The sequence below is a fragment of the Fibrobacter sp. UWT3 genome (genome assembly GCF_900230125.1).
GTDB lineage: Bacteria > Fibrobacterota > Fibrobacteria > Fibrobacterales > Fibrobacteraceae > Fibrobacter.
This window is the reverse complement of record NZ_OCSS01000002.1, coordinates 610,598-622,851: the sequence shown is the minus strand read 5'-3', so window position 1 is coordinate 622,851 and position 12,254 is coordinate 610,598. Positions and strand designations below refer to the sequence as shown.

General features: G+C 57.2%; 9 protein-coding genes. 1 reads left to right on the top strand and 8 read right to left on the bottom strand.

Going from position 1 to position 12,254, the window contains the following annotated elements:
- Window positions 1-111: 111 nt before the first annotated feature.
- The 6 genes from CRO08_RS10350 to CRO08_RS10325 form a co-directional block, all read right to left on the bottom strand.
- On the bottom strand, window positions 112-1,050 hold the full coding sequence (locus tag CRO08_RS10350) for a hypothetical protein (protein WP_097036130.1): 939 nt from the start codon (window positions 1,048-1,050) through the stop codon (window positions 112-114).
- A gap of 166 nt (window positions 1,051-1,216) precedes the next feature.
- On the bottom strand, window positions 1,217-2,863 hold the full coding sequence (locus CRO08_RS10345; RefSeq protein WP_097036129.1) for a carboxypeptidase-like regulatory domain-containing protein: 1,647 nt from the start codon (window positions 2,861-2,863) through the stop codon (window positions 1,217-1,219).
- Window positions 2,860-3,696, bottom strand: coding sequence for a TIGR02147 family protein (locus CRO08_RS10340; RefSeq protein WP_097036128.1), 837 nt, complete (start codon window positions 3,694-3,696; stop codon window positions 2,860-2,862). Before CRO08_RS10340 ends, CRO08_RS10345 begins: the two co-directional genes overlap by 4 nt.
- Before the next feature lie 102 nt (window positions 3,697-3,798).
- Complete coding sequence (locus CRO08_RS10335) at window positions 3,799-4,176, bottom strand: hypothetical protein (protein ID WP_097036127.1); 378 nt, start codon at window positions 4,174-4,176, stop codon at window positions 3,799-3,801.
- 3 nt (window positions 4,177-4,179) lie between these two features.
- Window positions 4,180-5,511: a GGDEF domain-containing protein gene (locus CRO08_RS10330; protein ID WP_097036126.1), complete on the bottom strand. Its 1,332-nt coding sequence runs from the start codon at window positions 5,509-5,511 to the stop codon at window positions 4,180-4,182.
- A 66-nt stretch (window positions 5,512-5,577) separates the two neighbouring features.
- Window positions 5,578-6,642, bottom strand: a complete 1,065-nt coding sequence (locus tag CRO08_RS10325; RefSeq protein WP_097036125.1) for an SGNH/GDSL hydrolase family protein — start codon at window positions 6,640-6,642, stop codon at window positions 5,578-5,580.
- Between the two features lie 109 nt (window positions 6,643-6,751).
- On the opposite strand from CRO08_RS10325, the gene CRO08_RS10320 reads away from it, so the two are divergent.
- Window positions 6,752-7,357: a cytochrome c gene (locus CRO08_RS10320; RefSeq protein WP_097036124.1), complete on the top strand. Its 606-nt coding sequence runs from the start codon at window positions 6,752-6,754 to the stop codon at window positions 7,355-7,357.
- A gap of 212 nt (window positions 7,358-7,569) precedes the next feature.
- On the opposite strand, the gene CRO08_RS10315 is transcribed toward CRO08_RS10320, so the two are convergent.
- Together CRO08_RS10315 and CRO08_RS10310 are read right to left on the bottom strand one after the other, a co-directional pair.
- Window positions 7,570-9,453 (bottom strand): hypothetical protein, encoded by a 1,884-nt coding sequence (locus tag CRO08_RS10315; RefSeq protein ID WP_255252323.1) that lies wholly within the window; start codon window positions 9,451-9,453, stop codon window positions 7,570-7,572.
- A 70-nt stretch (window positions 9,454-9,523) separates the two neighbouring features.
- Window positions 9,524-12,244 carry a helicase C-terminal domain-containing protein gene (locus CRO08_RS10310; protein WP_255252322.1) on the bottom strand — a complete coding sequence of 907 codons (2,721 nt, stop codon included), beginning with the start codon at window positions 12,242-12,244 and terminating at the stop codon, window positions 9,524-9,526.
- Window positions 12,245-12,254 lie beyond the last annotated feature (10 nt).

Genomic DNA, 12,254 nt, shown 5'->3' with positions numbered 1-12,254 from the left:
AAGATACTTAAATTCGCGTTTACAAACAATGGCGGCAGTGGCTAAATATCAATAAAATCACCAATTTTTGCACGCCATGAGCCGTTTAAGCAAAGCTAAAACAAGAGCACCCTACTCATCCACTAAGACCTCTATTTTCTTGGTCTCACGATCCTGCACACATATCCCGTCGCCGCACGGGAACAGGAGCCCCAGAACCGGATGGCGTTCATGCTTGTCACGCACCTCATACGGCAACGTAAACTCCACAAAATTATTTCCGGTCCATCTAGCGCATTTGACGACCCACCTGTACGGATCCGTATCATCCGTATTATTGAAGTAGTCATAGTCGTAGTGGTAACCGCAGCCAACGTCCCGCACCGATGCGTTTACCCAAAATGAAAGGGACGTACCCCAATGTCTATTCCATGACGAATCGAAAACAACCGTATATGGATCTCGGTTGCCTATGTAATACGACAGAAAGCGTGAACTGGCCCCGAATTTATCGGGAAACACGGTACAATCGTCAACAAAGCCTTCAGGATTCATTTTTGCGTTAGGCTCAAAAAGAGTCCACCGGCACTTATCATCCAATAGCCAGAGGGTATCAATAAAATCGCGCTCGCCAAAATCGTCAGAACAGCCAACCACTAACTTACTTTGGTCTAAAACACTAATGTCTTCAACTTTCTTCCCTTCCAGGGGACACGACCAAATGGCCTTATTCTTTTTAAGGACGATTATGGAATCACGAGTGCTATTTTTTTTCGCCCCCAGCAATCCCTTTCTTTGAGAGTGTTTTACACCTTTCAGATAATCCCTTTCCAGAAACAAGCAGTCTTGTTTGTATTCAAGGATAGACACTCCAGGGTCAAAAGCAGCAGGGCCTATCACATCCGATTCCTTACCGGTCTCTTTCTTGTCATAGATTTTTCCGTCTATTTTTTCGACGGAAATGACACCCATCCGCTTTTTCGTGAGACACCCAAGGACCTTCACAATAGAAGGGTCCATCGCAAAGGACATCTGGAAAAGGACAAGGACTAGAAAAATCTTCCTAAACATAGCGTACTAAAATATATACAAATTAAATGGCCGTCACGACAATGAAGGGTCTGGAATGGTTATAAAAAAGATCCCCAGGCATACTGGGGACAATGCTAATCTGGATGGACCCTATCGTGCCCTGCGGGCACTCCAGGGTGACAGAAGCGCGACGACAAACGCGGGGTTAGAACAGTGCGCCGTAGAGAATCACGTCGTCAATGTAGAACTCGGAGCCGTCCTGCACAAAGATGTGGAACTGCTTGACCCAGCTCTTGACTCCGCTCCACGAAGTGAAGCAAGATTCCGTCGTCGCGGCACCCACGCAGAGTTCCGCCGGGTTCACGCTGATGCGCTTCCAGTCCTTGGAAAGCGGAATCCATTCGGTGGCGGCCTTCAGGTTCTTGCTCGGGTCGATGTAGTTCTCGAGCGAAAGCCTTATGTTGCCGTTACCCTTCGCGTAGAACACCACGGAATCGATTTCGGAGAACTTCATGTTGTGCTCAAACGCGGTACCCACAAGCGCCCAAGCGTAATCGTCGTTGGCGAGCTTGTACGTGCCGTGGAACACCTTCGACTTGCGAGTCGAATCGTACACGATTCCTTCCTTCACGCTGTTCGCAGGCTTGATTTCGGTACCCTTCTTGAGGCTATCCGTATTCAGGTACCAGCCTTCGCCACCATTCTCGAAATCCTGCAGGACCTTCACCGGGTTCAGGAACTGCGTGCTGTTGGATTCCGCCACGGTGTTCCATTCCGCATAGAGGCTGTTCAGGCTATCGGCAGTCACGAAGTATATCGGGAGCGAATCGCCCGCGGGCACGCTCGGGAGCACGTAGGCGCCCACATCGTTCGTCTTCACAAGCACATCGAGCCCGTAGACACCCACCCAGAGGAACTCATCCACCGTGCGGAGCGTTACTTTACTCGAAACAGACGCGGTCGCCGAAATCCATATGGTATCGAGATTCGGCAGGTCTTCCGCATCGAACACCTTCGAGAACGCAAACCCGTCAGAAACGACCGTCAGGCGGTATTCCCCCTTCTCGGGCCATTCCATGGTAAACCTGCCGTTCGCATCGGTGCGGACATCGGAATCCACCATCGCATTCTGGACTGCAAACTTCTCGGCCTTCGCGTCGGCAGCACGGAGGGCGACCGTCGCGTATGCGGCAGGGGAACCATTCTTCTGGAGCACCACGATTTTCCCTTCGTCAGGGTTCGGGGCGCGGTAGTCCTTCAGCACGGATTCGCGGGGCTTCAAGTACAGGGATTCTTCGCCCAGGGATTCCTTGTAGTCGCCGTCCACGAAATACAGACGCAGAGAATCGTTCGCCGGGAGCGACGGGAGCGCGAACCAGCCATTGGAATCGCTCTTCACGAGCACGTCGGTACCGTGCACGCCAACCCACACGTTGGAACTGCCTTCGGGCACGTCCACGACACCCGCCATCAGGGCTGTCGCCACCAGGTTCACGGTATCGTTCACGGCGCCATTTTCGCCGAAGTCGCTACGGGAAACAATCTTCGAGAACGCGACACCATCGTGAACCACGGTCAGGCGGTACTTGCCATCGGCCGGAACCTTCACGTCAAACAGGCCATTCTCGTCGGCATACGCATCGGCCACGACAAGCGCATTTTCTTCCACGGCCTGGGCCGCCTTGAAGTCCACCTTACGCAATGCGACAGACGCGTAGGATGCGGGCTTGCCGTCAACGAGCGCAAGTCCGTTAGTGGTCTCGCTGCCAGGGCCCTTCGCAATATCGTCAGTTGCAGAAGAGCAGAACCAGGTAGCAAGCGCAACCGGTACTAGAAGAAGCAACTTTTTCATTTTTCCTTCTCCTGCAATTTCTTCGCAAACCCTATCGGGAACAACTGCACATTCAGCTGGAACACCGTATCGTCGCCATCGCCTTCCTGCGACAGGCGCAACAGTTCGCTACGGAATTCCTTGATCTTTTCGCGGATGAGCGCAATATCGTCCATGTTGAACGTCATGGTCACCGTGCTGATGTCGCGCAGCGGCGGCGTGTGGCGCTCGAGCGATTCGCCCGCGAGGCGGATAGTTTCCTTCTGGAACGTACGCACGGCCTCGGAGCGCCAGTTTCCACCGGTGCTCACGAAGGTGTCGTTCACCTTCCAGTAGCCGTCCCTATCCTTCGAGATCATGTTTAAATCATACAAAAGTTTTACGGCGCTCTTTGCCTCTTCCACCGTAATCGGGGGCGTACAGCACTCCGCAAGCCCCTCGTAGTCGTCCTTGAACCGGCAAATGCCGATAATCGAGCGGATAGAATTGCAGTACCAGTGACGGTAGAACTCGAGCTCCTTCTTCGCGAGCCTCTTCAGGGGAATTCCCTTCAGAATCTGCATCTTCTCGTAATGGTTCAAGGCCTCCGCATCGGTCTTCGCGCGCCCAAAACACACGAGTTCCGTCCAGTAGGCAGTCTCCTTCTCGTCGAGCTCGAAGAACTCGGCCATCGGCTTCACGAGCGAGAGTGTCAGGTGGATCTTCCCCTGCGATACGCGGAGGAGGTTGCCCGGGTCGGCCCCGAGCTTCATTGCCATGTAGCGCCAGGATATAACGGTCTTGCGCTGTTTGAAGTCATCAAACGCGTCGCGGATCCATTCACGGTAGTCTGTATATTCGAAAATCGGTTTCACAGAATTATCCTTGTCGTTACATCCCACAATACAATAGGTAAGGCAATGTCTGCCAATACCTTAAAAATAAAACTATCGCGGCCCGAAAGGTAGTAGCCGCGACTAGTCTCCGTTGTGAAAATTTACAACGACTTTTTCGGCACCGGAGCAAACGGCAGTAAACCTGCACTCGGTGGCACCTTCCGCCCCGGAATTCGCGCAAATTCCCTTAAATTCGAGGTTTTCGCCCTTGATATCGAACACGACATCGTAGTCGAGGGACTCGAACTTCGACTCCCGGACGGCCTTCTCGCGCATCAGGAGCGATGTGACGGATATCACGCAGGCATCCTTCTCGGGGTGGGCCTCCGCGGCCTCCGAAAGGGCATGCCAGTTGAGCTGGATGGGCTTGAAATCCACCTCCGGCTCCTTGTGCGCGCACGAAGCGAGCAGCAGGGCGGCAAGCGCAAGGACTAACGGGAATGTCGCTATGCGGGGCATAGGCTAGCGGGTCTGGCGCCGGTAGGTCGCACTCGTCACGCGGTTGCGGCCGCCTTCCTTCGAGGCGTACAGGGCCTTGTCCGCACGTTCGAACAGGCGCTTCGGGTCTTCGCCCGCAATCATCTCGGAAATGCCGAACGAGCAGGTGATGCGCTGCTGGGTAATGAGCTGCGTGTTCTCGATAGCCACGCGGAGCTTCTCGGCCAGGAACTGCGCATTCTGGATGGGCGTCTCGCCGCACAGGATAACGAATTCTTCGCCACCCCAGCGCACCAGGCTGTCGCTGTTGCGGATCTTGCCCTGGATAAGCTTGGTGAGGTTCACGAGCACCTCGTCACCCACGTTGTGGCCGTAAGTGTCGTTCACTTCCTTGAAATGGTCGATGTCCAGGAGCACGAACGAGACCGGACTGCCATTCTTGGTCAGGTTTTCCTGTTCGCGCAAGAGCACGCTACCGAAGCCGGCGCGGTTGAGGCAACCCGTGAGCGGGTCGGTACGGCTGGACTTCTCGTACTCGCTCTTCTCGATCTCGAGGGCGGCCAAGTACTTCTCGAGTTCTTCCTGCTTCTTGCGGTTGGCCGCGCGTTCGCGGTTGTAGTCGAAGAAGCGGATGACGAGGATGATGAGGAAGGTCACGAACCAGAGCGCCACGAGGATGGTCACGAGGTCCACCTTCGAAATCTTCTTGCCCTTGAAGCAGAACCCGCGGATTTCGAGCGTGCCGTAACCAAGCGGAGCATTCGTGCCCGTCTGGATCTCAATGAGCGGGATGTTCGAGAGGTCTACGCGCGCCTTGTGCACGTTAATCTCGTTCTGGGCCACCCACCAGGAGGCCACGCGGAATTCCTGCGGCACGAACACAGCCGGGTAGGTTTCCTCGAGCGGGAAGAACTCGACTTCGTTGAACTTGAGCGAGCCCTCGTCGCCTTCTCGGTAAAAATCCGCATCGTAGCCGCGGAAGTAGATACGCACCGTTCCTTCGCCGCGGGGCTTGACCCACACGAAGATGCTATCGAACTTGGAGAAGTCGCGGCCCTTGGTCTTGCCGTCGCCAAGCAGAATCTTCACGCCCGCATACGGGTAGGCATAGCCTTCCTTCAGTTCGTAGTCCACGATGATGGAGGAATCCGTGCGCGAAATCGCCACCGCCGAGGAGCCACCGTCGGCACTGTCCGTCTCGGCTATCACGTAGGGATAGTCGGAAAGGTTCAGGAACACGATATCGTCGAGACCGTTCTGGTAGGCAAAAAGGGCTATAACCGTTGCCGCCAGCAACACGAAGATCAGGATATTCATCCTGAAGAGAGCGTATATCTTTTCCATAATCCTGGACATAAATTTCTTCCTTCCTATAACCCTTAGGAATAAAGATAAAATATTATGTGAAAAAATGCACAGACTTTAGCGAGAAAGCCACCCACCCAGGCGTGCAACGAGGGGGCGCAGCGTGTTCGCGAGTTCCTTCTGCGAGTTCTCGCTCGGATGCCCGTGCAGGGCGGTGTTCTCAGTGTAAACAAACTTATACAGAATGTCGGTCTTCCCCGCCGCAACCTGGTCATTGTAGATGCCCTCGACCACGCCGCCCAGGTCATCGTTCGGCCACGTCTTCGTCGCGACGAGCAGGAACTTCACGCCGGGGTGGAGCGCACGGAGCCTATCCAGGAGTTTCACGTACGCCTGCTTGAACTTGCCCACGTCCGCATACGGGGGCTCGCCCTGGAAGTCGTTTATACCCACGAACACGACCACGACCTGCGGATGGAACCTGTCGAAATCCCAGCGCTCGGTATTCGCGTCCTGCTCGGGCACGCCCATCATCGTGTAGTCGTACAAAGTTTCAAGCGTCCATTCCGGGACGATGTTCGCGTAGTTGCGCACGAGCCCGCGACCGCTCACGGCATTCACGTGGTAATCCGCCCTGAGGCTTTCGGACAGGATAAAAGCATAGCTCTTCGAAGCGTTCGTCTTCTCGAAGGGAGTGCCGTCTTCCGGACCCTTGCCTTCCACGCCGTACCCGACCGTGAAGGAATCCCCGATAAACTCGATGCGGCGGCTAGACGCCTTCGGCTTCTCGGCAAAGGAGCCCTTCTTCCCGAGGTCGATACCGTGAATGCAGAACTTGCCCGGGTTGGACTCGCTCACCTTGACAAGGCGGTAGGTATGCGGCTTGCTGTCCTTCGGGGTGGAAAACTTCTGCTTCTTGCGGTCGGTAACCGTGACATACTTTTGCGGCTTGCCATCTATCTCGAAAAGGAAGCGCGCCTCGCCCTCTATGTCGAACGTGACCTCGCCCGTGACAGCCTTGAAGGCAACCGACACGGCGGGGGCGCTTGCACACAGGCAAGTATCCTGCACGGACCAGCGGCCGTTCAGGGCGAGGGACTCTTTATCGATGGGCATGGAAGCACCTCCATATACGGTGGCGGCGAGCACGAAGGCGACCGACAAGAACATATTTGTATTCATACGGGATAAAGTAGAAAGTTCTTTTACGGGTAAGCAGGCTCACGGGTTTACGAACCGCACTTTGCAAGGATACAAACTGCGCGGACCGCGTGTTTTTTATATTCTCAGCATGCAGATGCGCAAGGTGACGTTTATCGCGGGGTTACTCGCCGCCCTCTACGGGGCGGCTGCGGTTACTGCCGGGGATACCCCGGGAGTCGCGCAGGTCGCGCGTTCTACGCAAGACGCCACGCCGGCAAAGTCGCAGGCACAAGACGCCGCTAAAGATGCTGCGCCAGTGGTAAATGCGCCGGATAAAGATGCTACTAAAGATGCCGCGCAGATGAAGTCGCAAGTCACGGATGCCTCGCCGGCTAAAGACGCGCCGGAGCCTGGGTCGCCGGGAGACACGCTCACCCGCGAGGACAAGCGCATGGCCTACCTCGTGTACAAGCTGCTCGACAAGAACGGCAAGATAAAGGGAGCGAACCTCAAGCGCGGCGCAAAACTCTTTTACCAGAACTGCAGGCCCTGCCACGGCGAAGACGGCATGCGAGTAAACGTGAACCCCTCCGGCAGGCCTATCTACATAGGGCAGCGCGCACGCGAGGACATGCCCACGTTCTGGTACCAGATGAACTTCGGCGACGAAGACCGCAACATGGAAGCCTACTACGACGAGATTACGCTCGACGAGATGAAGGACATCGCGGGCTACGCGCAGACACTCCCCTAAAGCGCAAATGGTCTCCCGTGAGCAACATAGCCCTCGGGTGTTAACCGAGGGCGGTTGCGAAAGTGAGCGCCTGCCGGAGTAATTTAATACTTGATCAAGGCGCGAACGGTCTCCCGTGAGCAACATAGCCCTCGGGTGTTAACCGAGGGCGGTTGCGAAAGTGAGCGCCTGCCGGAGTAATTTAATACTTAAGCAAGGCGCGAACGGTCTCATTAGGCGATTTTCTGCATCACCTTGATTTCTTGGATAAACGAAAGCTGCAGCGGCATGCCCGCCTCGGCGCCCTTCTCCTGGATTTCCACGTTGAGGGGGGCCTTCGCGAGGTGCAGCGCATGCACGGTGAACACCAGCTCGCGAACCTTGTCGGCACGCTTTGCGGGGTCCTTGACCTTCGCCGCGAGGTAGGTGCCCGTGAGTTTCGCATAACGTAACACTTTCACCAGGTCGAACGAATCGAGCTTCTGGTAAACGGAGCCGTACTTCGTGGAATCGAGGGCCGACTGCACCGTCGCCTCGTCCACGTCGTCCTTGAGCTCGTAGTCCACGTTGCCCTCGGCGGGCCACGCAATCGCGAATTCCTTGCGCCACTCGTCGGTCGGGGCGCGGTCGCGCTTCTTCGCGGAGCGGTCGGCAAACGGGCAGTACCCGAAACTTTCCAGGATATTGAGCGCGGCGGGTTCCTTCTTCTGGTCGAGCACGAACCCGTAACCCGGGATATACTCCTCGACGCATTCCATGAACTGCGGGAAGCGCGTGAGCTCGCCCAATATCTTGAGGTCGTCTATCTTGAGGAGGCGCACTGTGCGCACCTTCGCCCCGTAGAAGGAGGCATTCCACTCGCGGAAGGTAGAAAGCACGTTCTCGGGCGGCTTGATCCAGGCGATAAGCTGTTCCATGTCCGATTCGGGAATGTCGCTCTTGAGGCCCGCGATGTAGGTTTCCTTCTCGAAGTTGAAGCAGAGGAAGGCCTCGTCGTTCTTGACCTTCGCGAGGCATGCCACCGTAAACAGCAACTGCGGCGACATGGAGGCGCTGACCACCAGGTCGAAGTTCGGGAGCATCGACACCTGCCCTTCGTTCTGCGGGAGCACCGAGTTTGCCATCCATTCCCTGCCGACTTCGCTCACGGCAATCGCGGACACCTTGCCCGACTCGAACTGGAACTTCAGGAGACCGATGAGCCAGAGTTCGCGCATGGGGCGCGGGAGGTATTCCCAGGCGAGGTGCCTGTTCGACTCGAGAATGCGGCAGGAAGGATCCATGACCCAGAACAGGTATGCCGCATCGCACACGCAGCGCGGTTCGGCAACGCAGCGCAGCAGGCGCTTCAGGTGGAGTGCATCGTTACGGAAACGCACCTCGAGCCACCACGTAAGCACGTACTGGTGCAGGCGGAAACCGCTCGTGCGCAGGAACTCGTATGCGGCCTCCGATGGGTACAGGAACGAATTTTCCTGTTCGAGCCATTCCCTCTGCGTGAGGAAACTGAAAATGAGGGTGAGCTCGTTCTCGCTCGCCTTCGCGGAAACCTTCCCCGAGGCGGTAAAAGCGTCGATGCACATCTGGTAGCTGCGGCGGTTCAGCGTGCCGTTCGTGTTCACGCGCAGTTCGCCGCGCTTGGCAAGCGAAAGCACGAGGCAGATATGCCATGCCAGCAGGCTACCGTATTCCTGGTAGGGCTTCGAAGATTCGGGAGCGCCCTGCGGTTCAATCTCGAAACTGTGCGCAAAATCAGTAAAGCCGTGGTACACGGCAACGCCCGAGGCCTGCGACCTCCACAGCAGGAACTCGCGGCACATCTGCAAGAGGAACGTGCGGAGTTCCTTGTTCTTCGCCACGGGCACGGTAAGGCGGAGCTCGTTGTAGGTGAGCCCGCGCGAGGCACTGTGATACACGAGATTCAGGCAGCGTTTCTGCCACGGTTCCATGTGCGCAAAAAGTTTGGCAACACGGTCCCTATCCGAAAAATAGGTCAGGACTTCAGACTGGATAAGTGCATTATTCAACAGGCCCTTCTTGCCGTAGGCCCTAGCGTGGACATCGCGAAGCAGCGGCTTCGACATGCCGTCAAAAAAGCTCTTCAAATCAAACATCATGCATCCTTCAATGGGGATGCAAATTTAGAAAAATTTTATCCGGGGTGTCTAAACGAACGCGGGAGAAGTGTCAAGAAACAAACTTCTTCACGTCGTCGACACTGTTCGCAGTAACATGCTTCATGTTCCAGATGCGCGCGAACGTCTTGCCGTACGCCTCGGTCACCACGCGGTTGTCGAGAATGAGCACCTTGCCACTATCATTTTCCGTGCGCAGGAGCCTGCCCAGTCCCTGACGCAGTTCCATGTACGCCTCGGGTATGTAGTAGCTCTTGAACACGTTCTCACCCTTCGCCTTCAGGTCAGCGGAGATGCCCGCCACCAGCGGGTCGGAGGGGTTCGGGAACGGGAGTTTCGTCACCACAAGCAACTTGAGCGCATCGCCCGGGAAGTCGACGCCTTCCCACAGGCTCTGGCACCCGAGAAGGCACGCGCCGCGCGACTTGCGGAACATCGCAATGAGGCCGTCGAGCGCGCCGTCCACATGCTGGCACAGCAAGAGCTTGCCCTTCGCGGCAAACACGGGAGCGAGAGCCGCCTGCGCCTTCATCATCGCGGAGATGCTCGTGAACAGCACCATCGTGTTCTCTTCCACATCGGGGAGCACCTGCATGAGCGTATCGTTCAGCGCGTCGCCGAATTCGGGAGTCGAGGGCTTCGGCAGGTAGCGCGCCACCTGCACGGTGCGGCGTTCGTCGCTTGCGAACACCTCGCCGAACGCCTTGAGGAACGGGCGCTTCGTCTCGAGTTCCGACATGCCCATGCGCCCGGCGTAGTACGAGAGGTCACCCTGCACGGCAAGCGTCGCCGAGGTAAACGTCGCGGACTTTACCCACGGGTAGAATTTCTCTTTCCAGATATCGCCAGAACGGAGCGGTACGGCGTGAATCTTGATGGTGTGCGGGTTGAAGGGTTCTTCCATGTAGAACACCCAGCCATCGCGGCCCGCCTTCACGAGGAACTCGAAATCGGAAGCGAACCGCGAGAGTTCTTCCATACGGCCCGAGAAATCCCTCAGGAGGCCATCCAGGCCGGCGACACCCGCAAGCATTTCCGCGAGGGAATTCGCGCGGGACTTCGCGAGTTCGAACTGGTCGAGCACGTTCTTCGGGTCGGCCTCGAAATCCGCCGCGATTCCGTTCCTGTAGATAAGTTCGCCCTTCCCCACCTTCTGCTTCGAAAGTTTCTTGCCAATCTTCATGAAGAAGCGGTGGAGCGCCTTTTCGGCTTCGCCGATATCGGCGGCGAGTTGCGTGCATTCGGCATGCGCCGCATCGTTCTCGGCAGGGATGCGCTTCTCGATTTCGGCAAGGAGCCCGCCGGGCACGCCTTTCGGGGGCACAAGCGTCTTCGCCACGTTCCTGAACCGGAAAAACGACACGTGACGGCCAAAGCTCTGGTTACTGAGTTCGGGCAGGCGGTGCGCCTCGTCGAATACCACGTGCTCGTACGCGGGGAGCAGCGCAAAATCGAGAGCGAGGTCGGCAAGGAACAGCGAGTGGTTCACCAGCAGCAGGTTCGAGGCCACCGCCTCGCGCTTCGCCCTGAGGGCGGGGCATACCGCATGGTACTTGCACTTTTCGCCCAGGCACGACGCGGCCGTGCTCGCAAGCTTGGACCACAGCATGCGATTGCGCGCACAGCTGAACGAGTTGCATTCCCCGATATCGCCCTTCCCGGTAGTTACCGCCCACGGGAGGAGCGCCATGAAGGAGTCGCGTTCTTCCGCCGAAAGGAGCGTCGAGGGGGCGTTCAAAATTTCCATCAGCTTGCGCACGCACAGGTAGTTGTCGCGGCCCTTGAGCACGCACGCCTTCAGCTTGCCATCGTACAGCGGGGCAATCTGCGGGATATCGTGCCCGATGAGCTGTTCCTGCAGGGCATGCGTCGCGGTGCTCAGCACCACGCGTTCACCCGCGACAGCCTTGTTCGCCGCCGCCACAAGGTATGCAAGCGACTTGCCCGAACCCGTCGGCGCCTCGAGCACGCAGATGCCGCCCTTGTACAGGTTACGTTCCACGCACGAGGCGAATTCCTGCTGGTTGGGGCGGGCCTTGAAGTTTTCCACCGTCTTCGAGAGGAGCCCGCCCTCCTTGAAGAAGGCGTCCACGCGCGGGGCCTTCGAGGCGACGACAGCACCCGCGGGGGCATCACCTGCGCGCAATGCAAGTGCGGGTTCGGCAAGTTCACCCTCGGGAGCCGTACCGAAAAGTTTTTCCCAGTCGGTGTGCGCCGCAATGCGGGTAAGGGCGCCCACGAGCCACGGGTCGAGAGCGCGAATTTTCTCGTACGCCATCACGAACAGCTTGCCGCACGCATCCGCATCGGGGAGCGCCCGGTGGGCGCGGCTGCGCTCGATGTTCAGCACCTGCGTGAGCGTATCGAGCCTGTGGTTGGGAACATCCTGGTAGGCAATTCTGGACAAAGTAAGCGAATCCCACACGGGATTATCCAGCGGGATACCCACCTTTTCCATCGCACTCTTCAAAAAACGGGAATCGAACGCCGCGTTGTGCGCCACGAGCGGCATGTCGCCAATGAAGGCGGAAACCTTTCCGGCGATGCCCGCAAATTCCTCGGCACCCGCGACATCCGCGTTCGATATTCCCGTGAGGCTCTCGATGAACGGGCGCAGTTTTGCAGACGAAGGGCGCACCAGGTAATCCACGTTCTCGACAGGAGCGCCGTTCTCGAAGCGGACAAGCGCCACCTCGATAATTTCGTCCTTCTCGAATTCAAGACCGGTGGTTTCCAGGTCAACCGCAACAAACGCAGGAATCTTTTCCATCATCTAAGCCTCA